General features: G+C 65.3%; 19 protein-coding genes. 15 read left to right on the top strand and 4 right to left on the bottom strand.

What is annotated here, in order from left to right:
• The first annotated feature begins 223 nt into the window (after positions 1–223).
• Together ACFR9U_RS18530 and ACFR9U_RS18525 are read left to right on the top strand one after the other, a co-directional pair.
• The gene (locus tag ACFR9U_RS18530) at positions 224–1,693 is read left to right on the top strand and encodes a protein kinase domain-containing protein (protein WP_247378629.1); all 1,470 of its coding nucleotides are present in this window, start codon (positions 224–226) and stop codon (positions 1,691–1,693) included.
• A 1-nt stretch (position 1,694) separates the two neighbouring features.
• On the top strand, positions 1,695–2,447 hold the full coding sequence (locus tag ACFR9U_RS18525) for a hypothetical protein (protein WP_247378628.1): 753 nt from the start codon (positions 1,695–1,697) through the stop codon (positions 2,445–2,447).
• A 204-nt stretch (positions 2,448–2,651) separates the two neighbouring features.
• On the opposite strand, the gene ACFR9U_RS18520 is transcribed toward ACFR9U_RS18525, so the two are convergent.
• Positions 2,652–3,314, bottom strand: coding sequence for a glycerophosphodiester phosphodiesterase (locus tag ACFR9U_RS18520; RefSeq protein ID WP_379814915.1), 663 nt, complete (start codon positions 3,312–3,314; stop codon positions 2,652–2,654).
• 62 nt (positions 3,315–3,376) lie between these two features.
• Here ACFR9U_RS18520 and ACFR9U_RS18515 point away from each other — a divergent pair, with 62 nt between their 5' ends.
• The 4 genes from ACFR9U_RS18515 (at position 3,377) to ACFR9U_RS18500 (ending at position 8,032) form a co-directional block, all read left to right on the top strand.
• Entirely contained in the window at positions 3,377–4,333 is a 957-nt protein-coding gene (locus ACFR9U_RS18515) for an NADPH:quinone reductase (protein ID WP_247378626.1), read from the top strand.
• A 68-nt stretch (positions 4,334–4,401) separates the two neighbouring features.
• A complete protein-coding gene (locus ACFR9U_RS18510; RefSeq protein WP_247378625.1) occupies positions 4,402–5,109 on the top strand; it encodes an SDR family oxidoreductase in 708 nt (235 codons plus the stop codon).
• 141 nt (positions 5,110–5,250) lie between these two features.
• Positions 5,251–6,591, top strand: a complete 1,341-nt coding sequence (locus tag ACFR9U_RS18505) for a sodium-dependent transporter (RefSeq protein WP_247378624.1) — start codon at positions 5,251–5,253, stop codon at positions 6,589–6,591.
• 43 nt (positions 6,592–6,634) lie between these two features.
• On the top strand, positions 6,635–8,032 hold the full coding sequence (locus tag ACFR9U_RS18500) for a sodium-dependent transporter (RefSeq protein ID WP_247378623.1): 1,398 nt from the start codon (positions 6,635–6,637) through the stop codon (positions 8,030–8,032).
• Position 8,033: 1 nt separating this feature from the next.
• Here the strand turns inward: ACFR9U_RS18500 and ACFR9U_RS18495 are convergent, their stop codons facing one another.
• Entirely contained in the window at positions 8,034–8,918 is an 885-nt protein-coding gene (locus tag ACFR9U_RS18495) for an alpha/beta fold hydrolase (protein ID WP_247378622.1), read from the bottom strand.
• An 84-nt stretch (positions 8,919–9,002) separates the two neighbouring features.
• Here ACFR9U_RS18495 and ACFR9U_RS18490 point away from each other — a divergent pair, with 84 nt between their 5' ends.
• Positions 9,003–9,677 carry a helix-turn-helix domain-containing protein gene (locus ACFR9U_RS18490; protein WP_247378621.1) on the top strand — a complete coding sequence of 225 codons (675 nt, stop codon included), beginning with the start codon at positions 9,003–9,005 and terminating at the stop codon, positions 9,675–9,677.
• Here ACFR9U_RS18490 and ACFR9U_RS18485 read toward each other — a convergent pair.
• Together ACFR9U_RS18485 and ACFR9U_RS18480 are read right to left on the bottom strand one after the other, a co-directional pair.
• A complete protein-coding gene (locus ACFR9U_RS18485) occupies positions 9,637–10,611 on the bottom strand; it encodes a TSUP family transporter (RefSeq protein WP_247378620.1) in 975 nt (324 codons plus the stop codon). The two genes, ACFR9U_RS18490 and ACFR9U_RS18485, sit on opposite strands and share 41 nt — an antisense overlap.
• Positions 10,612–10,831: 220 nt before the next feature.
• The gene (locus ACFR9U_RS18480) at positions 10,832–11,461 is read right to left on the bottom strand and encodes a uracil-DNA glycosylase family protein (RefSeq protein WP_247378619.1); all 630 of its coding nucleotides are present in this window, start codon (positions 11,459–11,461) and stop codon (positions 10,832–10,834) included.
• Positions 11,462–11,553: 92 nt separating this feature from the next.
• On the opposite strand from ACFR9U_RS18480, the gene ACFR9U_RS18475 reads away from it, so the two are divergent.
• The 8 genes from ACFR9U_RS18475 (at position 11,554) to ACFR9U_RS18440 (ending at position 21,184) form a co-directional block, all read left to right on the top strand.
• Positions 11,554–11,985, top strand: coding sequence for a DUF7522 family protein (locus ACFR9U_RS18475; RefSeq protein ID WP_247378618.1), 432 nt, complete (start codon positions 11,554–11,556; stop codon positions 11,983–11,985).
• Between the two features lie 88 nt (positions 11,986–12,073).
• Positions 12,074–14,038, top strand: a complete 1,965-nt coding sequence (acs, locus tag ACFR9U_RS18470) for an acetate--CoA ligase (protein WP_247378617.1) — start codon at positions 12,074–12,076, stop codon at positions 14,036–14,038.
• A gap of 155 nt (positions 14,039–14,193) precedes the next feature.
• On the top strand, positions 14,194–16,029 hold the full coding sequence (locus tag ACFR9U_RS18465; protein ID WP_247378616.1) for a bacterio-opsin activator domain-containing protein: 1,836 nt from the start codon (positions 14,194–14,196) through the stop codon (positions 16,027–16,029).
• A gap of 242 nt (positions 16,030–16,271) precedes the next feature.
• Positions 16,272–18,257 (top strand): acetate--CoA ligase, encoded by a 1,986-nt coding sequence (gene acs, locus ACFR9U_RS18460; RefSeq protein ID WP_247378615.1) that lies wholly within the window; start codon positions 16,272–16,274, stop codon positions 18,255–18,257.
• Between the two features lie 59 nt (positions 18,258–18,316).
• Positions 18,317–18,763 carry a DUF4212 domain-containing protein gene (locus ACFR9U_RS18455; protein ID WP_247378614.1) on the top strand — a complete coding sequence of 149 codons (447 nt, stop codon included), beginning with the start codon at positions 18,317–18,319 and terminating at the stop codon, positions 18,761–18,763.
• Positions 18,763–20,400 carry a VC_2705 family sodium/solute symporter gene (locus tag ACFR9U_RS18450; RefSeq protein ID WP_247379035.1) on the top strand — a complete coding sequence of 546 codons (1,638 nt, stop codon included), beginning with the start codon at positions 18,763–18,765 and terminating at the stop codon, positions 20,398–20,400. Before ACFR9U_RS18455 ends, ACFR9U_RS18450 begins: the two co-directional genes overlap by 1 nt.
• A 3-nt stretch (positions 20,401–20,403) precedes the next feature.
• Positions 20,404–20,904: a universal stress protein gene (locus ACFR9U_RS18445; protein WP_247378613.1), complete on the top strand. Its 501-nt coding sequence runs from the start codon at positions 20,404–20,406 to the stop codon at positions 20,902–20,904.
• Between the two features lie 64 nt (positions 20,905–20,968).
• On the top strand, positions 20,969–21,184 hold the full coding sequence (locus tag ACFR9U_RS18440) for a hypothetical protein (RefSeq protein ID WP_247378612.1): 216 nt from the start codon (positions 20,969–20,971) through the stop codon (positions 21,182–21,184).
• Positions 21,185–21,375 lie beyond the last annotated feature (191 nt).

The raw sequence follows: 21,375 nt of genomic DNA, 5'->3' as shown, positions 1-21,375 counted from the left end.
TACCCTTTGTAAAGCGTTCCCCAGCGATTTTCAGGGATGATAAACTTCGTGTCAACGGACTCTAACTCGCTACCGACGCCGAGCCCGCGAGAACATCTCACTTCATTCTGACGGGTCTGCGTTGCGATGTACTGACCGACAGTCTCCTCACCGGATTCAGTGCCTGAGTCCAACACAACGGTCTTAACGGGGGAGTGTCAACGATATTTGAACGCAGTGAAACATGGCAGCTGGATCAGACGACGAGTCGGGCTCGGTGCCGGTCCTCCGGGAGCTACTGTCTGATCCGTCGTCGGGACGCGAGAAGCTGCCCCAGTTGTTCGATCTCCTTGACGCCGCTGATCCGTCGGTGCGGGTGCAGGGCGCGTGGGCCGTCTGTCTCGTCGTCGAAGCCTGTCCGGACGCCGTCGACGCAGTCGCCAGGCGGCTCGCTACTCGGCTGGCCGGTGAGGAGAGTGACCGCGACGGGCAGTTCGAGGCCGAACTGGCCTTTGCGTACCTCCGGCATCGGTTCGAGGACAACGTGACCGAGACGCTGGAGACCGCCGCGAAAGAGTCAGCAGTCGAGGAGTTCCGGGAACACACGCAGGAGGATGCGGCCGGTTTCGCGCGGAGCGACTACGTCGGTCGCAGCAACGTGTTGTCTCGCGACGTGGGCCGAACGAAGATCCCCGAGCGAGACGAAAGCGACCCTCGGAACGTGTATCAGAACCGGCAGAACGACGCCGAGGAACCCGAAGGGATGAAAGACATCTCGGAGCTGCTGGACACGCAGGTGGGGGACCTGGACGAACAGCAGCGCTCGGCGGCCCAAGAGCGGCGCCAGCGGGATTCGGAACTCGAACGAGCGGCGTCGGATGCCGCCATCGAGGACGTCACCGCAGAGAGTCGCTTCGACGAACTCACCATCGTCGCACCGGGGATCGACGGGCGATACACGACGGTCTTCCGAACCAGAGCCGTCCACGGCAACTCGGAGGAGGGGATCGCGATCAACCTGTTTCGGGTCCCGGACGAGAACACCGAGCAGTTCGCCGCCGACGTGGCGACGAAACTCGAAAACTGGGCGGCCATCGCGGACAACGACGCCGTCGTCACGCTGTACGACTGGGCGATCGAGCCGTCGCCCTGGATGGCGACCGACTACACGGTCCAGACGCTGTACGACAAGATCGACATGAGTCTGGACGAGGCCCTCCGTGACGCGGTGCGACTGGCCAGCACGATTTCCTATGCCCACCAGCGAGGGGTCGTCCACGCGGGGATCGATCCGTACAACGTCGTGTACGCGGGCGGGTTCATGCGTCAACGCGACCGACTGCTCGTGAAGAACTTCGGGTTGATGGACGTGATGCGGCAGTACTTCGAACCGTCGACGTTACTGGATCCCCGTTACGCCGCACCCGAGTACTACGACCGGAGCTACGGCGAGATCGACAACGCGACCGACATCTACCATCTCGGGGCGGTCATCTACAAACTCCTGACGGGTCGGCCGCCGTTCGAGGGCAACTACAGCGAGGTCCGGACGGCGGTGCTGAGTTCTGCACCGCCCGTCCCGTCGGACCTGAATCCGGAAATCCCGGACGCACTCGACGACGTCATCAGAAAAGCAATGGCAAAACAGAAGCTGACTCGCTACGAGACTGTCACACAGCTGGTAACCGATCTCGAACGGGTGACTGACGAGTAATATGGTCGTACAGCCGCTCCAATCGGTGTTCGCCTCCGAACCGAACCTCGCGTTCATCTTCTTCATCGCGTTCAGTCTCATGCTGGCGCTCGGCGTTCGCTTCGGACTGTACGCGTACTGGAACATGCAAGCGACCGATCTGAACTCCCAGGCGGTGCTCTGGGAGTTCCTGCTGTTCGTGGGCTCGACCGCTGCGCTGTACGGCCTTCTGGGCGTGCTCGAGGCCGCGACGGCCGTCACCCAGATGTCAGTCGTCGCGACCCCGTATCGCGACGGCGTGTTTCTCGCGTTCCTGCTCCTGCTCGCGTTGACGATGCGCGAAATCTACGACAACGACGCGCTGACAAACGCGCCGGGCGATTCGGACGGAGGGTTCGAACACCGACGATCGGTCGAGATGGGCTTTGCCGTCGTCGTGGCTGGCTCCGTGTTCGGGAGCGGGATCGTCGGCAACCACGTCGTCCTCACGGCCATCGAGGGCGTGGCCGCCACCGTGTTCGCGTCCTACGGACTCATGTACGGTCGCGAACAGCTCAGCCGCTCGTCGGTCCAGGGAACGATGATCGACTCCCTCCTTCGCCACCTGTTGCCCGTCGTGGCGTTCGGGCTGCTCGTTCTCGTCGTCGACCTCACGATGCTCGTCGGCCTGAACGTCGTGATCGTTCGGCACATCCAGGTCGTCTTCGTCATCATGACTGCCACGACGCTGATGTCGGCGACGATCAAACTCCGGCAACACATCGCCTGGTTCTAACGCGTGGCGACGACGTCCGGGCCGAGCAGCCGTCTCCTCCTCGTAATCTTTTCCGATAACTGGCCGATGGATTTATGAGCATCCAGTTCTGACGACCTGATAGGCACAGGTTACTGTGCCACCCCCACCATCCCCCCACCCCCACCCCTTTCCTTCCTTTCGTCAGGTCGCGAGCGGCAGCGATCGGCAGTTCGAGTCGAGTCGTCAGTCCGGACAGACTTCGGGCCGGTCGACGATGACGCCGTCGGCGCCGGCGACGTCGAGCGCGTCGGCATCGTGACGCGAGGGGACGGTCCAGGCGTTGACGGCGATGCCGGCGTCGTGGGCACGGTCGACGAATTCGTCGACGCACAGTTGCCAGTGCGGGTGTAGTGCCGTACAGTCGAGGTCCCGTGCGACGTTCAGAATCCCCGCTTCGTCCTTTTCAGCCGAGAGATACGCGAGTCGGTCGGCGCCTGCCTCGCGGGCTTCTTCGAGGACGTCGACCGAGAACGACGAGATCAACACGTCGACGTCGGCGTCGGCGGCGGCCGCGAGTGCGTCGGCAGCCAACCCCGTCTCTTTGAGTTCCAGATTGAGTTCGCCCCCGGGCGGCACGGCGTCGAGGACTGCTTGGAGCGTCGGGACCCCTTCGCCGGAGCCGAGCACGTCGAGCGCGGCCAGCTCCCCCGCGTCGAAATCGGCGAGCGGCCCCGACTGTTCGGCGATGCGATCGACAGTCTCGTCGTGGGCGACGACGAGTTCCCCCGATCCACAGCGGCGCACGTCGACTTCCACCACGCCGACGTGATCGAAGGCGGATCGCACCGCTGCCACCGTGTTTTCCGGGTACGTCTCGGCGAACCCCCTGTGAGCGATACAGCGCACGATGTGGTATCTGCGTGGCCGGCCGAGAAAGTGTTTTTGCCCTGCCGGCTGGCCCTCCACATATGCGCGCAGTCCGCTATCACGAACACGGTGGTACTGACGTCCTGCAGGTGGACGAAATCGATCGACCGACCCCCGCTGGCGGCGACGTGCTCGTCGACGTTGCGGCTGCCGCGATCAATCCCGTCGACACGTACTTCCGGGAGGGGTCGTACGAACCGGCGACGCTCCCGATGATTCCTGGTTCGGACGTCGCGGGCACCGTCGCCGCCGTCGGTGAGGGCGTCACGGCGTTCGAGGAAGGCGACCGCGTGTTCGCAACCGGGCTGGGCAACGACCGGCAGGGGACCTGTGCGGAGTACGTCGCGGTGCCGACGGACTCGCTCGCGCGGCTCCCCGACTCGGTCGACTTCCGGACGGGCGCGGCGTCGGCGCTGGTCGGCGTCACCGCCTGGCAATCGCTGATCGCGGCGGGCGACCTCGAACCCGGCGCTCGGGCGCTCGTCCACGGTGGCAGCGGCGGGGTCGGTCACATGGCCGTCCAACTCGCCGACGCGACGGGCGCACGCGTCACGACCACTGCCTCACCGACGTACCACGACCGGCTTCGCGACCTCGGTGCCGACGACGTGTTCGATTACGGCCGCGACGACCTCGCCGACGCCATCGCAGCAGCCGGCCAGCCGGACGTCGTCCTGGACCATCGACTCGACGACTACCTCTCGCTCGACGCCGAGGTCGCCGCGTCCGGCGCGACGATCGCCGCCATCGGCAACGCCGATCTCCAGGCCTGTTTCGAGAACGTCCCGCGCTGTCGGGGGAAGGCGCTGACCGTCGAACACGTCTCCATGTTCAACACCCCCGACATGGGTGCGGTGCTCGACCGCCTCGCAGTGCTCATGGCCGACGGGAACCTCGATGCGGAGATCGCGCACACGTACGATCTCGACGGGATAGCCGAAGCTCACCGGGCGGTCCTCGAAGACAGCTACTTCGGGAAACTCGTCGTCGAACCCTGACTCTCCGGTTCCGGCCAGTGTTGTGACGCTCGATTGGTTTTTTCTTTCTTCGTGTGGAACCGAGTAACATGGCCGTCGAATTCGATTTCAGCGGGGAGACCGTCCTCGTGACGGGGGCAGGGGGCGCACTGGGTAGCGCAGTCATCGACGCGTTCGCGGCGGCGGGGGCGTCGGTCTGCGGGGCAGACGTCGTCGGGCCGGACAGCGAGGACTTCCTGGCCGACCCCGAGACGATGTGTTACCACCAGGCCGACTTCACTGACGAGGACGACGTCGAGGGCGTCGTCTCGGACGTGGTCGAGGAACACGGTGGCCTCGACTACCTGTGTAACGTCGCTGGCTCCTGGCGTGGCGGGAATCCCATCGACGAGACGCCCGTCGAGGACTTCGAGTTCATGCTCGACGTGAACCTGAAGACGATGTTCCTGGCCGCGAAACACGCGCTCCCGCACCTGCGCGACGCCGGCGGGGCCATCGTGTCTGTGTCAGCGCGCTCCTCGCTGGAAGGCGGCGAGGGCGACGGCCCGTATCGGGCGAGCAAAGCGGGCGTCCGACTGCTCACCGAGTCCATCGCCGCGGAGAACCGGGGGACGGTCAGAGCGAACGCGGTCATGCCGAGCGTCATCGACACGCCGATGAACCGGGAGATGATGCCCGACGCCGACTCCGAGACGTGGGTCGATCCCGCCGACATCGCCGAGACGATCGTGGCGCTGTGTTCCGACGCCACGAGCGTCACCAGCGGCGCCGCGATTCCGGTCTACGGTGAAGCGTGATTCGTGCGTGAAATTTGACTTATCTCGGTGTTATCTGTCCGATAATGTACGCACCTGTGCGTGAGGGGACGATAAACGTGAACTCTGCTCTTGTCGTTTCGCAGGTGTTATGATTCGAGCCCCGATACCGGTGGGGTGAGTATGTCTGACAGAGAAACCTGGGCGACGCGCGTTGGGTTCTTGGTCGCTGCCATCGGGAGTGCCGTCGGGCTCGGCAACCTCTGGCAGTTCCCGTTCAAGACCGCCAGCAACGGCGGAGCCGCGTTCGTCGTCTTCTACCTCATCGCCGTGTTGCTCATCGGCTTCCCGGCGATGCTCGCGGAGTTCGTGGTCGGTCGCAGAACGCATCGGAACGCGGTGGACGCCTTCACCGATCTGGGGCATCGCTCCTGGCGAATCATCGGTGCGCTCGGTATCTTCACCGGGTTCTGGATCCTATCGTACTACAACGTCGTCGGCGGCTGGGTCATCCGGTACATCGTCGGGAGCGCCCGCGGCGCGTACTTCGCAGACCCCGCGACCTACTTCGGGGCGGTCTCGGCCGGTCCCGAGGCAGTCCTCGCGCAGGCCCTGTTCCTGGGCATCGTCGTTGGAATCGTCGCCCTCGGTATCGAAGACGGCATCGAGAAGGCGACGAAACTGATGGTCCCCAGCATCGCGGTGCTGATGATCGCGCTCGCGATCTGGGCGACGACGCTCGACGGCGCGGGCGCGGGCTACAGCTACTTCCTCTCGCCGAACCTCGACGCGATCATGGCGAACGCCCTCGACGTCATTCCCTTCGCGGTCGGCCAGGCGTTCTTCACGCTCTCCCTGGGGATGGCGATCATGATCACCTACTCGTCGTACATCGGCGAGGACGACAACCTGCCCGTCGACGGTGGCGTCATCGTCGTCACCAACACGCTCATCGGCGTGCTCGCCGGCCTGATCGTCTTCCCGATCCTGTTTGCGAACAATATCGACCCTGCGCTGGAAGGTGGTCCGGGAGCGCTGTTCGTCGCGACCGCGTCCGGGTTCGGGTCGCTGCCGCTCGGTCGCGTCGTCGGCGTCGTGTTCTTCGGCATCGTCCTGATCGCAGCGCTCTCGTCGGCGATCAGCCTGCTCGAAGTCGTCGTCGCGTACGCCAACGACAACTACGCGATTTCCCGGCCGAAACTCGCGGCCGGCATCGGCGTCGGGCTGTTCCTGCTCGGCCTCCCGTCGGCCTTGGACACCGACTGGCTGACCTGGTTCGACACGTTCGCGTACAAACTGTTCCTGCCGCTGTCGGTGCTGTTCCTGGTCGTGTTCGTCGGCTGGGTGCTGGGCGGCGACGCGGTGGCCGAACTCCGCGAGGGTACCGGTGGGCTCGGCGCGTTCGGCCCGATCTGGCTGTGGACGCTCCGCATCGTCGTTCTCGTTGGCGTTCTGGGAACCCTGGCGCTCGGCGTCCAGACGCTGTTCCTGGGCGAGAACCCGGCGGCGTTCGCGCCCTTCTAACTCGTCTCGTCACTCTTATCGCCGTCCGGTGGAAGTTCCGATGATGACGAGAGCATCGTGGCGAAGTCGACTCGGATTCATCCTCGCTGCCGTCGGGAGCGCCGTCGGCCTCGGGAACGTCTGGCGGTTCCCCTGGCTGACGGCCGAGAACGGCGGCGGCGCGTTCCTCCTGTTGTATCTCCTCGTAATCGTCCTCGTCGGCGTGCCCGGTCTCCTGGGCGAGTTCGTGATCGGCCGGCGGAGCAACCGCAACCCCGTCGGGGCCTTCGAGCAACTCGGCGGCCGCCACTGGCGCGCGCTCGGCGGCGTCGCGCTCCTCGCGTCGGTCGTCGTCCTGTCCTTTTACTCGGTCGTCGGCGGCTGGATTCTGCGGTACACCGCCGGGAGCGTCACCGGCGCGTACTTCGGAGCCCCCCAGCAGTACTTCGCGGCCATCGACTACGGGTTCGGCGCGGTCGCGTTTCACGTGCTGTTCCTGGCGATCACGGCGGGCGTCGTCTACGCCGGCGTCGACCGCGGGATCGAACTCGCGACGAAAGTGATGGTGCCCGCGATCGTGCTCCTGCTCGGCGGGCTCGCCGCGTGGGCGGCGACGCTCCCGGGCGCCGGCGCTGCGTACGGGTTCTACCTCACGCTCGACGTGGCGTATCTCCGGGCGAACTTCCTGGACGTGTTGGCCGCGTCGGCGGGACAGGCGCTGTTCACCCTCTCGGTCGGCGCCGGCGTCATGCTGACCTACGCCTCGTACCTCGGCGAGGATCGCTCGCTCGCGGCCGACGGCACCATCATCGCCACGCTCAACACGGGCATCGGCGTGCTCGCGGGGCTGGTCATCTTCCCAGTCCTCTTTTCGCTCGGCGTCGCCCCGGGCTCGGGCGGACCGGGCGCGCTGTTCATCAGCCTCGCCGGTGCGTTCGCCGAGCTGCCGTACAGCCGGCTCGTCGGGACGGTCTTCTTCGGCGTCGTGGCGCTCGCTGCGCTGTCGTCGTCGATCAGCATCTTCGAGGTGTTGGTGGCCTATCTCGTCGACGAACACGAGGCCACCCGGTCGAACGCGACGGCCGTGGTCGCCGGACTCTTCCTCGTGACGGGGAGCGTCGCAGCGATGGTTCCCTCGCTGTTTACCCTGCTCGCGGACACGATCGCCAACCTGGCGCTCACGGCCGGCCTGCTCGGCTTCCTGCTGTTCGCCGGCTGGGTGCTCGGCAGTAAGGCGCTCGCGGAGTACGAGTCGGGCGCCGGGCCGCTGGCGCGCCTCGTCTCCGTTCCGTGGCTGTACGCCGTCGCGATCGTCCTGCCGCTGTTCCTGGCGTTCAGTCTCCTCTCGGGAATCGCCGCCGTGCTGGGCGTCACCCTCGGGTTCGAACTGCTCGCCGCCGCGGCGGTCGTCGGTGTCGCCGGCTGTATCGCGATCATTCGCGGCCCCACTGCGGTCCTGTAGGTCACTCGCCGACCGTCGCGAGCAGTTCTTCCCGGGCCGCAAGCAACGCACCGAGGTGTCCGTGTCCGTCGAATTCCGTGAGCGATGCGTGCGGGAGCGCCGACGCGAGCGCCCGGGCGCTGGCGACGTCGGTCAGGTGGTCGGCGGTGCCGTGCCAGAGTCGAACTGGTTGATGCACGTCGGTCACGTCGACCGGCCAGGGAGTCGCGATCCGCCGACAGTCCGCGACGGCACCGGCCGTCGTCTCGGCGAACGACTCGCGGAAGTCGGCTTTGACGACGGAGGCCACCTCCGCCGACACGTCGACGGGGCTCTCCTCGGCGGTGTACGTCCCGGCGATCGCGTCCGCCGACCGGCGTCCAGCGAGCGTCGCCTGGAACCTGAAGGCAGCGCCGAGGATCCGGGGGCTCCGCGTCGCGAGGAATCCCAGTACCCGGTGAATGCCGGGGCGATCCTCGACGAACGCCGGCGGTGTTTCGCCAGCGACGAGATCGACGCCGGTCACGCGCTCGGGCACGGTCGCAGCGGCCGCGAGTGCGAAGGGAGCGCCGGCCGAGAACCCTACGACTCCGACGGCATCGGCACCGACGGCAGAAAGGAGCGGGTCGAGAACCGAACTGAGGTCCGACAGGTCGAAGCGGTCCGGGAATTCGGACTGGCCGAAGCCAGGCCGATCCGGTGCGATGACTTGCACGTCCTGGCGGCGGGCGTGCTCGTCGAGCAGTTCGCCGAGCAACCGAGAGCCCGGCATCCCGTGGAAGAACACCAGCGGGTCGCCGTCCGGACTGCCGTACGTCTCGTAGACCAGTGTCGTGCCCGCCGTCGTCGTCACTGTCTTCGGCGACGACTCGGTGTCCCGGAACGGGGACGAGACCTGCGTTGCCATTGCCTGGCCGTACGTGTCGTACGTCGGTGACGATGGCCCCGATCCGTAACGGTCTTTTAAGTAGTAGGGGCGGCTGCGTCCGCTGTGAAACGAGCGTCGTTCGTCATCGATCGCGATCGGGAGGACGCCCACCCGCTCCACCGGGCAGTCATCGACACGGACGGGTTGTCGCGAGCGGCGGTCCTGCTGTGGGACGGGCGCCGGGCGACCCCGATCACGCTCTCGTGGTGTGACGCGCCGAAGTCGACGGTCGCCTCCGTCCTGGACGACCTGCCTCTCGTGAAGTCCCACGCGCTTTCGGCGGGGCGTGACGGGACGTACGCCTTCGTCTGGCAGCGGTCGTTCCAGCTCGAGCCGAGCCTCATGGCGCTCGTGAGCGACGCCGCGGCGCTGCCGATGGCGCCGGTCGTCTTCGACGCCGACGGGTCGGTCGCCATCACGCTCGTCGGCACCCACGCGGCACTGCGCGACCTGGTCGCCGAGTTCGGCGACCGGATCGACTACACGGTGACCGAACTGACAGACTACGACGGCTCTAGACCGGTCGCCGGACTCACGTCACGGCAACGCGACGCGCTGGCTGCGGCCGTCGCGGTGGGGTTCTACGACGTGCCGCGGACGGGGACGATCGCCGACGTGGCCGCCCGACTCGACTGTGCCGAGAGCACGGCGTCGGAACTCGTCAGAAAAGCGCAGGCGAGGGTAGTTCGCGCGTCGATCAGAAGAACAGCGCCGGGATCGTGTTCCGGAAGATGTTGACCGCGATGATGCCGAGCAGGCCGACGACGAACCAGTTGAAGCGTTCCTCGTCGATCTCCAGCCGACGGAGGTACGTGCCCAGGAGGAGCCCGACGACGGTCACGACGGCGATGACGCAGCCGAGCCACAGGCGGTAGGGCGTCATGAGGTCGGTCGCGGCCAGGACCGTCGTCCCACCGATGGTGACGGGCGAGTCGAGCGCCGTCATCGCGAGCATCTGGGCGATGCGGACGGTGAAGATCGTTCCCAGCACCATCGAGAGCCCGCCGATGTAGCGCTCGGCGTCGCGCTCGAACGTGTGGAAGTACGCCGGGAGCAGCGGCCCGAGGTTCGAGGCCGCGAGCAGGAACCCCTCCAGGAAGCCGGCGGTGCTCAGCGCGAGCGGGTTGTGGGCTTCCTCGACGGTCACGAAGTTCCGGATCACCTGAAAGAGGACGTACCCGAAGATGATGAGGCCGATGAGGAAGGGAACTGCCGGCCCGGCCTGGTACTGCGCCAGAAACGTGACGCCGACGACCGAGCCGACGACCGCGAGCGCGAGCAGCGTCCACTCCTCGCGGACGAACGCGAGTCCCGTGTCGGTCTCGCCGATCTGGAACATGTTGAGCATCCACGGCGGGATCGCCAGGACGACGACGGCCAGCGTCGGGTCGATGACCGTCGCGAAGATCGGCGTCGTGATGAGCGCGTAGCCGAACCCGATCATCCCCTTGACGACGCCGGCGAGCACCGCCACACCCACGAACAGCGCCAGCGTCGTCAGCCCCACGTCGGCCTGGATGCCGGCGGTAATCTGGTCGCTCCCCGGGTAGAAGACGATCGCTCCGAGCGCGACTGCGAGAGTCGCGATCGCCATCGTCACCTCTCGATACCGGAAGGCGGTCAGATGCTGTACGAACTGTCGTGCGTCGACGTGTGTTTCGTCCGTTGCCATGTGCGATCCGGGCGGTCCCCCACCCTGCCGTTGGAGAGACAAGGAACGCTCCCCGTATGGGTGACACTACTGCGGAGAAAGCTGCTCGCGTATCATGCAGCCACGCTGGCGGCGAGCGACTTGAAATCGGCTACTCGAGAGGACCTGGCGCCGGAATCGTCGTCGAAGACCGGTCACAGGTACCGGAGTCTGTTGCCGCATCCACGCTCCGTTCGGTGAGCTACCGGACGAAATACGGGTTCTCGTCGGCGACGAACCGGCCGAGATCGACTTCTCGGCGGTAATCGCTCTGCCGGAGGTGCTGAAGTGCCGAGACGAGTGCCTGCTGGTCCGCCGACGTCCAGTCCGTCGGATCCGTGATCGGATAGACCAGAAACCCGCTGCCGAGCACCTCCGTGGCGTGGAGTGAATCGAGGTCGACCGTCGGACTGCGTGCGGTGTAGTTCTCCAGCACGTATCGCGTCGGGCGTTCGCCGACCGGCAGGAGGACGTGGGCGGTGATGGCGCGCAGTTCCGCGTCGAACATCGGTTCGAGGCTGGCGTAGTCGTCGTCACTCGGCGCCGTCCCCTCGGGCGGAACGCACGCGTACAGGTACGAGAGGAAGGTTCGGTTCACAGTGGGCGGGGCGCCCGCGCGGTCGATGAGGCCGGCCGCGACCAGCGCCTCTTGCAGTCGTTCGCCCGCGGGACAGTCCGTGAACGGGACGCCGGAGTCGGCTCCACCGTGGACGCCGGGGTGATCACCGATGACGTGAAAGTGGGCGTTCGCGTCGCCGTACCCCGGAACGAACCGATCGCACGGGGGTTGCATCCCGAACGGGTTCGACGTTCTGTCGGTGACGTTTCGCACACCTGAGCCACGTCGTGAGGCGCAAAAAAGTGTTCGAGAGGCGCAATCAACCTGCGGCAATGTTTCCGTTCGCTGCCGACGTACGGCACAGTATGTCTCAACTGGTCGAATCCGAGACGAGCGACAGCCTGGTCAGCATCTGCCGGACGGCGCTCGGTGACAGCCTCCGGAGTGTCATCTACTTCACGCCCGACGACTTCGAGTTCCTGTACGTGCGACAGGACCTCGACACGGGCGAGGACGTCGAGTCCGTCAAAGCGTTCTTCGTCGACAGCGAGCGGCCGCTGTTCGAAGCCGGGCCGAAGTACACGGAACTGTCCACGGAACGTCAGGCCGAACCCGAGATCGGAGAGTACGAGTTCACGATCCGAATCTTCTCCGACGGCTACATCGTCCCGATCATCGTCGGGAACCGGGGCGTCCTCACGACGACTGACAGTCTCGATATCGACAGTTTCGAGGAGTTCGCCGTCGCGTTGCGGCGGCTGCTGACCGACCTGGACGAACCGACGAGTGACGGGTAGTCGCGAAAAGTATCAACTATTCTTGTAATTCTCCACCGAATCGATTAGTGCCAACACTTATTCGCGCAAAACCGTACATCCATCCGAGATGCCAGCCGACGACGAGGATATGGAAACGCGGCTGTCTGCTGGCGAGGTCATCGAGCCACCGACTTCGTTCGTCGAGCAGGCTAATGTCTCTCAACAGACTGTCTACGAGGAGTTCGCAACCGAGTGGCCCGAGTGCTGGGCGCGGGCTGGCGACCGGTTGGACTGGGAAACTGAGTACGAGCGCGTCCTCAACGGGGGTGATCCTCCGTACCGCTGGTTCGAAGGCGGCAGGCTCAACGCCTGCTACAACTGCCTCGACCGCCACCTCGGCGCTGGCCGGAAGAACAAGGTCGCGCTGAAGTGGGAGGGGCGGCTGGGCGAGTCGCGCTCGTACACCTACCTCGAACTGTACCGGGAAGTCAACGAGTTCGCCGCGGCACTGCGCGAACTGGGCGTCGAAGAGGACGACGTCGTCACGCTGTACATGCCGATGATCCCGGAGCTTCCCATCGCCATGCTGGCGTGTGCCCGCATCGGCGCGCCCCACTCCGTGGTGTTCGCCGGCTTCGCGGCCGACGCCCTCGCCATGCGGATGGACAGCTCCGGCTCACAGTACCTCGTCACCTGTGACGGGTACTACCGACGCGGCGCGCCCGTCCATCAGAAGAACAAGGCCGACAACGCCCGCATCAAACTGAACCACGACGTCGACGCGACGGTCGTCGTCGACCGCCTCGGCGACGACACGCCGCTCGACGCCAACGAGTACAGCTACCGCGATCTTTTGGCGGCCCACCGCGGCGCCGAGGTCGATCCGGTGCCCCGCGACGCCGACGACATGCTGTTTCTCATCTACACGTCCGGCACGACTGGCGAGCCGACGGGCGTGCGTCACACGACGGGCGGCTACCTCGCGCACGTACTCTGGACGAGCCACGCCGTCCTGGACATCAAGCCCGAGGACACCCACTGGTGCTCTGCCGACATCGGGTGGATCACCGGTCACTCCTACATCGTCTACGGCCCGCTCGCGCTCGGGACGACGACGATGCTGTACGAGGGCGCCCCGGACCACCCGGAGAAAGACCGGGTCTGGGAACTGATCGACCGCAACGCCGTCGACGTCTTCTACACCGCCCCGACGGCGATTCGGACGTTCATGAAGTGGGGCGAAGAGTACCCTCAGCAACACGACCTCTCCAGTCTGCGCCTGCTCGGGACGGTCGGAGAACCGATCAACCCGCGGGCCTGGAAGTGGTACTACAAACACATCGGCAACGAGTCCTGCCCAGTGGTCGACACGTGGTGGCAGACCGAAACCGGCGGGATGGTCGTTTCGACGGTGCCCGGCGTCGACGCCATGAAGCCCGGCTCTGCGGGCCGCCCACTGCCTGGAATCGGCGCGGAAGTCGTCGACGGCCAGGGTAACCCGGTCGAACCGGGCGAAGCCGGCTATCTGGTGCTGACGAAGCCGTGGCCCGGGATGCCACTGGCGATGGTCGAAGCGGAAGACTGGTTCGACTCGCGGCGGCCCTCTCGCCCGGCGCTCGACGATTTCGACTGGGCGTACTTCTCCGAAGACAGTGCGGCCGTCGACGAGGACGGCTACTTCACGCTGCTCGGACGCGTCGACGACGTCATCAACGTCGCTGGCCACCGGTTCGGCACGATGGAGATCGAAAGCGCCATCGCGAACGTCGAGGGCGTCGCCGAAGCCGCCGTCGTCAGCGGTCCACACGACCTGAAAGGTCAGGGCGTCTACGCCTACGTCTGTACGGCCGACGGCTACAGCGAGGCGGAACTCCGCGATCACATCGACGACGCCATCGAAACGGCGATCGGCCGCATCGCCGTACCGGACGCCGTCGTCTTCACCCCGGACCTCCCGAAGACTCGCTCGGGCAAAATCATGCGACGGCTGCTGGAATCGGTCGCTCGCGGGGAAGAACTCGGCGATATGAGCGCGCTCCGGAACCCGGAAGTCGTCGGCGAACTCGAATCTGCCGTCGAAGGCGAGAACTGAACCGAGCGGGCAGGTCCCGTCCGAGAAACCGAAATTTCGGTCATTTTTGAAAAGACGAAACGGCACCGTCGAGGAGCCAGTGCTTGACGAGCAGACCGTCGCTCGTCGACGAGTGGGGAAGATTTTTATTTCGTATTCTCGTAGATTTGCGAAACATGCGCGTGGAGGAGACTGCCGAGGGGACGCGAGTACACATCGAGGAGGACGAGTACCGCGGTCTCCGTCGCGCGACCGAGACGTACCGGGAGGAACTCATCCTGCGTCTCGGTGCAGAAGTGGGGCTGCGACCCAAGGAGATGACGCGCATTCGCCCGGACCACGTCACGACACACGAACACGAGGGGGTCGAGCATTACTTTCTCACGGTGCCGGAAGACGACGACGGGACGCGGATGGCGTACCTTCCGGAGGACGTCGAACACGACCTTCGGAAGTTCGGACGCGCGGAGAACGTGGCCGACGACGAGGAGTACGTGCCGGTGTCGGCTCGACGCGTCCAGATGCTGGTCTCGGAGGTGGCCGACCGCGCGGCCGACCGAACCGGAGAGGATCGGTTTCGAGACGTGTCTTCGCGCACGCTCCGCCGGTACTTCGCGCGCCGACTGCTCGTCGACGAGTGGGTCGATCCGCGAGTCGTGCAGTCCGTCGGCGGCTGGGAGCGCATCGAGAGCCTCGCGCCGTACCTCGACGACCCAAATCCCGACGACATGGCGGCGGCGTTCGAGCAGACGACCGTCACCGAGCGCGGCCCCTCGGCGAGTACAGACTCGGCGACAGAAGCCGCGGCGTCTCCCGAATCGCTCACGCGCTTCGACGCGATCGTCGACGGACTGCGAAACGTCGGCACGGGGCTGACGACGGCGTCGACCCGCGAGGAGGTCGAACGGACGACCTGTGAACAGCTGGTCGACGTCGAGTGCTACCAGTTCGCGTGGTTCGGACAGCGGGAGGGTGAGCGACTCCGCGTCACCGCAGCGGCGGGACTCGAGCGAGACGCGCTCGACGCGGTGGCCGCCGTCGAAGGGGCCGTCGAGTCGGCGCTCTCGGACGGCGACGTCCACGCGACGGCCGACGTTCAATCGGCTGCGGCGTTCGCGACCTGGCACGATCACGCCGACGGCGCGGCGGCCGTCATCCCGGTCACCGACGGCAACCGGACGTACGGCGTTCTCGGTATCGGAGCGGGAGCCTCCGACGACATCAGCGACCGCGAGCGGACGCTGTTGGCCGATCTCGGCCAGCGGGTCGGCCAGGCGATCACCGCGGCCGAACAGCGGAAGTTCCTGCTGGCGGACACGGCGATCGAGCTCGCCTTCGAGTGTGAGGACGAACGGTCGTTTTTCGCCGACGCGTCGGCGACCCACTCCTGTTCGCTCTCGCTCGAAGGCGTCGTCCCCGGGGAAGAGCAGTCGCTGTTGTACTTCGTCACGCTCGCGGACGCCCAACCGGGTCCCGTCGTCGAGTGGGCGCCCACGACGGCGGCCGTTTCTGACGCGCGTCTCGTCCGAGACTACGGGGACGAAGCCCTGCTCGAACTCGTCGTCGAAGGGCCGGAGTTCTCCAAGGCGTTGGTCGAGCGCGGGGCGGCGATCTCCGAGATGAGCGTTGCATCGGGAACCCAGGAAGTCGTCGGCGAAGTTCCGGCCGACACCGACGTGCGGTCCCTCGTTCGGGACATCACTGACGCGTTCCCCGACACGGATCTGCTGACGAAACGCGAGCGCGAGCGGCCGGCCGAATCGCTCCCGGCGTTCCGGTCTTCGTTGCGCGAGAATCTGACCGAAAAACAAGCAGCCGTCCTCCAGGCGGCGTACCACGCGGGGTACTTCGAGTGGCCCCGCGGCAGCACGGCCGAGGAACTCGCCGACGCCATCGGGATCACCTCACCGACCCTGCACAATCACCTCCGGCGCGCACAGCAGAAACTCCTCACCGCGTTCTTCGCCGAGGAACAGGGTCGTGCCGACGAGATGCCCTGGGCTGACGAGTAGCTACCAGTCGCTAACTGTTTAGTGAGTTCCCGAACCGACTGGCAAATCGACGGACGGAACGGCCGTTGTCCCGTTCGGATATGGTCTTCACAGTAAATATCGGCCGAGAGGAACTGTATTTTTGTTCTCAGAGGTTTGTTATTCTGTGTGACATTCTCATAAAACTGAACGTGAGTTCCTACAGGGTTGTAATAATTAGAACCGTGGCTTAACATGGTAGTTGTATTCAATCATGTTGAATCATGTCCAACCAAGGAGAGTCCGACGGTGAACTGGAAGCTCGCCTGCCGGAGGGAGAGTCGTTCTCCCCGCCGGAGTCGTTCGTCGAGCAAGCCAACGTAACGGACGAATCTATCTACGAGGAGTTCGAGGAGAACTGGCCCGAGTGTTGGGAGCGGGCTGCCGACCTCCTCGACTGGGAAGAATCGTACGACCAGGTACTGGACGACAGCGACGCTCCGTTCTACGAGTGGTTCGCAGATGGCAAGCTGAACGCGTCCGAGAACTGTCTCGACCGTCACGTCGAGGACGGGCGCGGCGACGAAGTCGCCATCGAGTGGGTCGGCGAGCCCACCGACGAGTCACGTACGTACACGTACGACGAACTCCTGCAGGAAGTCAACGAGTTCGCTGCAGCACTCAGAGAACAGGGGGTAGAGGAAGACGACGTCGTCACGATGTACATGCCGATGATCCCGGAGCTGCCCATCGCCATGCTGGCGTGCGCCCGCATCGGCGCGCCCCACTCCGTGGTGTTCGCCGGGTTCTCGGCCGACGCACTGGCGACGCGGATGAACGGTGCCGACTCGGAACACCTCGTCACCTGTGACGGGTACTACCGACGCGGTGACCCGCTCAACCACAAAGACAAGGCCGACGAGGGTCTCGACGGCGTCGACCACGACGTGACGACCGTCGTCGTCGACCGCCTCGGCGACGAACTCGACCACGAGCTCGGCGAGAACCAGCTCGACTACGACGACCTCGTCGCGGACCACGAGGGCGCAACAGTCGAGCCGGTCACGCGTGACGCGGAGGACATGCTGTTCCTGATGTACACGTCAGGGACCACGGGCCAGCCCAAAGGTGTCAAACACACTACGGCTGGCTACCTGTCCTACGCTGCTTGGACCAGCCACGCAGTGTTGGACATCAAGCCCGAGGACAACTACTGGTGCTCGGCGGACATTGGTTGGATCACTGGTCACTCCTACATCGTCTACGGCCCGCTCGCGCTCGGGACGACGACGGTCATGTACGAGGGCACGCCGGACTATCCGGACAAGGACCGGATGTGGCAGATCGTCGACGACTACGACGTGACTCAGCTGTACACTGCGCCCACCGCGATCCGGGCGTTCATGAAGTGGGGCGCGGAGTACCCCCAGCAGCACGACCTCTCCAGTCTGCGCCTGCTCGGGACGGTCGGGGAACCGATCAACCCGCGGGCCTGGAAGTGGTACTACAAACACATCGGCGACGAGTCCTGCCCGGTGGTCGACACCTGGTGGCAGACCGAAACCGGCGGCATGATGGTGACGACGCTGCCCGGCATCGCCGAGATGAAGCCCGGCTCTGCCGGCCCGCCGCTTCCCGGAATCAGCGCGGACGTCGTGGACATGAACGGCTCGCCCGTCGAGCCCGGTGAAGCCGGCTACCTCATCGTGAACAAGCCGTGGCCCGGCATGCTCCGGACGCTCTACAAGAACGACGAGCGCTTCATCAACGAGTACTGGGACGAGTACTCCAACCCGGACAAAGACGAGTGGGTCTACTTCCCAGAAGACGGCGCGAAGCTCGACGACGACGGCTACATCACCGTCCTCGGCCGCGTCGACGACGTCATCAACGTCTCCGGGCACCGCCTGGGCACGATGGAACTCGAATCGGCCATCGTCGGCGTCGAAGGCGTCGCCGAGGCCGCCGTCGTCGGCGGCGACCACGAGATCAAGGGCGAAGCCGTGTACGCGTACGTCATCACGGAGGACGGCGTCGAGGGAGGCGCGGACCTCCGCGAGCAGATCGTCGAGGGCGTCGAGGACGCTATCGGCCCGATCGCGCGACCGGAGGAGATCGTCTTCTCGCCGGAACTACCCAAAACGCGCTCGGGCAAGATCATGCGTCGGCTCCTCGAAGACATCGCGAACGGTGACGAACTCGGGAACACCAGCACGCTGCGCAACCCCGAAATCGTCGACGACATCGCAGGCAAGGTCGGAGAGGACTAACTGACACACCGTTTTTCGATCACCCACGATTTGGACAACGATACAACACACACGATACCATGACAGAGAAAAACTCACACGAATCGACCGACGACGCCGTAGTCGAGACCGACGGTGGCACGGTCACTGGGGCCGCCCAGCGCCACCGCAACACCGACTACCTGAACCGCGAAGTGAACCTGCTGAAACCCAGCACGTCGTTCATGCGCGACCACCTGAAGCTGGTCTGGGGAAGCTTCATCGTCTGGATCCTCACGACGTGGGGACCGGTTACGGCGACGTACCTCGCCCCGGGGGCGATGACCTCGACGACGTTCATGGGCTTCCCGCTGCACTACTTTATGGTGGCCTTCTTCGCGCCGACCAGTTCGCTCGTTCTGGCGGCCGTGTACGCCCGCCAGCGGGACAAACTGGACGAGAAGTACGGCATCGACACCTCGGCACCCGCCGAGTCCGCGAGCGGTGCCGACGAAGCAGCCGCAACTGACGGAGGGATGGACGAATGATGATGCTACCGCTCCAGGCGGAGGCGCTCGACATCTCGTTCAAGCCAGTCGGCGCGGCCATCGTCTTCCTGATGATGGCGTCGTTCCTGGCGATCGGCTACCTGTTCCGCGTCGCGGACACCGAAGGCATGTGGGTCGCCGGCCGTGGCATCGGGTACATCGAGAACGGCATGGCGATCGGTGCCAACTGGATGTCGGCCGCGTCGTACCTCGGGATGGCGGGGCTGATCGCCCTGTCGGGCTTCTACGGTCTGGCGTTCGTCGTCGGCTGGACGACGGGCTACTTCGTCCTGCTCATCTTCCTGGCCGCGCAGATGCGCCGGTTCGGGAAGTACACCGCGCCCGACTTCGTCGGGGACCGCTTCAACTCCTCGACCGCACGCGCGATCGCAGCCTTCACGACGATCCTCATTGCGTACGTCTACTCCGTCGGACAGGCCAGCGGTATGGGTCTGGTCGGCCAGTACGTCTTCGGCCTCGACTTCGTCCCGATGGTCATCGTGATGATGGCGATCACGGTCGGGTACCTCGCGCTCTCGGGCATGCTGGGCGCGACCAAAGGGATGGCCGTCCAGTACGTCATCCTCATCGTCGCGTTCCTTGCCGGCGTCTTCGCCGTGGGCTGGTACCACCAGGGCATGATCCTGCCCCAGATCCAGTACGGCGCGATGATCAGCGACCTGGCGACGCAGTTCTCGGAACCGTTCGCTAACGCGCCGTTCTACGTCTGGGTCGCGACCGCGTTCTCGCTCATCTTCGGGACCTGTGGGCTCCCGCACGTGCTCGTGCGGTTCTACACGGTCCAGAACGAGCGGACCGCTCGCTGGTCGACCGTCTCGGGGCTGTTCTTCATCATGCTCCTCTACTGGTCGGCCCCCGCGATGGCCGCGCTCGGCGTCGACCTCTTCGCGAACGTCAACAGCATCTCCCCCGCGACCGTGTTCGCCGGTCCCGAGGCAGGAGGCCTGTCCGGCGCGGAAGGTGACGTCATCGTCGTGCTCGCCGCGCAGATGGCGAACCTCCCGACCTGGCTGGTCGGCTTCGTCGCGGCCGGTGCGATGGCCGCAGCGATCGCGACCACGGCTGGCCTGTTCATCACGGCTTCCTCGGCAGTCGCACACGACATCTACACGGAACTGATCAACCCCGACGCGACCCAGCGCCAGCAGGTGCTCCTCGGTCGCGCGACAATCGTCGGCATCGGTGCGCTCGTGACGCTCACGGCGCTCGACCCGCCGGCCCTCATCGGTGAGCTGGTCGCACTGGCGTTCTCGCTCGCGGCCATCGTGCTGTTCCCGATGTTCTTCCTCGGTCTCTGGTGGGAGAACGCTAACCGACAGGGCGCCCTCACGGGCATGACGACCGGCCTCCTGATCTGGATCGCCGCCGTCGTCAACGACCTCATCATGCCGTTCAGCGAGGTCTACGCCGAGTTCGTCCCGGCGATCGGTGCGGCACTCATCGGCACGCCGGTTGTCTTCGCCGTCACGATCACGGTCTCGCTCGTGACCAGCGAACCGCCACAGCGGACCAAGAAGATGGTCCGGCAGTGTCACAGCCCGGAACCGATGGGCCAGCAGCAGACCGCGGAAGACGTCGTTTCCACCGACGGGGGCCAGACCCCCGCGGACGACTGAACAATGTACGAACACATCCTCGTTCCCACGGACGGGAGCAAAACGTCAGAACACGCTGTCGACCAGGCGATCGACATCGCCTCGAAGTACGACTCGACGGTCCACGTCCTGTACGTGGTCGACGTCGACGCCACCAGCTATTCGCTGGGGACCGAGCAAGTCGACCGCATCCGACAGGGTCACCTCGACGACATGCCTGAGGTGAAGGAAGACGCCGACAAGGCGACGGGTTACGTCGCCGAGAAGGCCGCCGAACACGGCCTCACTGTCGAGGAACACATCCGCGTCGGCGAACCCGCGCGTGCGATCCGCAAGTTCGTCGAGGACAGCGAGATCGACCTCGTCGTCATGGGGTCGCACGGTCGGTCGGGTCTCTCGCGGGTCATCCTCGGGAGCGTCACCGAGAAGGTCCTGCGACGGACCCGACTTCCCGTCCTCGTCGTGGACGTCCACGGCGACGAGGTCGAAGTGGAAGAAACGGCAGAAGAAGAGGAAGAGGAATAGCGCCGCATCCCTAACTTACGAGCATGACTGCACTCAGCCCACGACCGAACCGAGGTGATCGACGATGAGCATCGTCGATACGATCAGTAACCACGTTCGCGAGCATCGCTCGGGCATGGTGTCTGACCTCGTGTTCGCGCTCGTGTGGGTGACGATCGTTGAGTTGTTCTTCAACTTCGTCGACGGCCCGACGTGGGCGTACTACATGTTCATGCTCGCAGGCATCGTCGCCTACTTCGGCTTCTTCTGGTCGCTGGAGTTGGCGAAAGCGCAGCAGTAGCTGCCACTTCACCACTCTGTCCTGGCGGTCTCGACGTCCCTCGATCGGTGAGCCGCTGCTCTGTTCGTCACGCGCTCGCCGTTCGACTGGCGTGCCGACAGGCAGGTTCCGATGGCTCGGCCAGAACGCATCCGTTGTCCTCAGGTATGAGCTTCACCACGCTCGCGATCTGCCAGTCATTGCTGTGGATG

The sequence above is a fragment of the Halorientalis brevis genome, from assembly GCF_042678165.1.
GTDB classification, from domain to species: Archaea; Halobacteriota; Halobacteria; order Halobacteriales; family Haloarculaceae; genus Halorientalis; species Halorientalis brevis.
The sequence above is the reverse complement of the archived record's forward strand: the minus strand, read 5'-3'. Positions and strand labels throughout refer to the sequence as shown.

What these genes read in the sequence shown, in the direction of transcription:
- ACFR9U_RS18530 (WP_247378629.1), top strand. Translation starts at nt 224, where the DNA reads ATGGCAGCTGGATCAGACGACGAGTCGGGCTCGGTGCCGGTCCTCCGG.
- ACFR9U_RS18525 (WP_247378628.1), top strand. Translation starts at nt 1,695, where the DNA reads ATGGTCGTACAGCCGCTCCAATCGGTGTTCGCCTCCGAACCGAACCTC.
- ACFR9U_RS18515 (WP_247378626.1), top strand. Translation starts at nt 3,377, where the DNA reads ATGCGCGCAGTCCGCTATCACGAACACGGTGGTACTGACGTCCTGCAG.
- ACFR9U_RS18510 (WP_247378625.1), top strand. Translation starts at nt 4,402, where the DNA reads ATGGCCGTCGAATTCGATTTCAGCGGGGAGACCGTCCTCGTGACGGGG.
- ACFR9U_RS18505 (WP_247378624.1), top strand. Translation starts at nt 5,251, where the DNA reads ATGTCTGACAGAGAAACCTGGGCGACGCGCGTTGGGTTCTTGGTCGCT.
- ACFR9U_RS18500 (WP_247378623.1), top strand. Translation starts at nt 6,635, where the DNA reads ATGACGAGAGCATCGTGGCGAAGTCGACTCGGATTCATCCTCGCTGCC.
- ACFR9U_RS18495 (WP_247378622.1), bottom strand. Translation starts at nt 8,918, where the DNA reads ATGGCAACGCAGGTCTCGTCCCCGTTCCGGGACACCGAGTCGTCGCCG.
- ACFR9U_RS18485 (WP_247378620.1), bottom strand. Translation starts at nt 10,611, where the DNA reads ATGGCAACGGACGAAACACACGTCGACGCACGACAGTTCGTACAGCAT.
- ACFR9U_RS18475 (WP_247378618.1), top strand. Translation starts at nt 11,554, where the DNA reads ATGTCTCAACTGGTCGAATCCGAGACGAGCGACAGCCTGGTCAGCATC.
- acs (WP_247378617.1), top strand. Translation starts at nt 12,074, where the DNA reads ATGCCAGCCGACGACGAGGATATGGAAACGCGGCTGTCTGCTGGCGAG.
- ACFR9U_RS18465 (WP_247378616.1), top strand. Translation starts at nt 14,194, where the DNA reads ATGCGCGTGGAGGAGACTGCCGAGGGGACGCGAGTACACATCGAGGAG.
- acs (WP_247378615.1), top strand. Translation starts at nt 16,272, where the DNA reads ATGTCCAACCAAGGAGAGTCCGACGGTGAACTGGAAGCTCGCCTGCCG.
- ACFR9U_RS18455 (WP_247378614.1), top strand. Translation starts at nt 18,317, where the DNA reads ATGACAGAGAAAAACTCACACGAATCGACCGACGACGCCGTAGTCGAG.
- ACFR9U_RS18450 (WP_247379035.1), top strand. Translation starts at nt 18,763, where the DNA reads ATGATGCTACCGCTCCAGGCGGAGGCGCTCGACATCTCGTTCAAGCCA.
- ACFR9U_RS18445 (WP_247378613.1), top strand. Translation starts at nt 20,404, where the DNA reads ATGTACGAACACATCCTCGTTCCCACGGACGGGAGCAAAACGTCAGAA.
- ACFR9U_RS18440 (WP_247378612.1), top strand. Translation starts at nt 20,969, where the DNA reads ATGAGCATCGTCGATACGATCAGTAACCACGTTCGCGAGCATCGCTCG.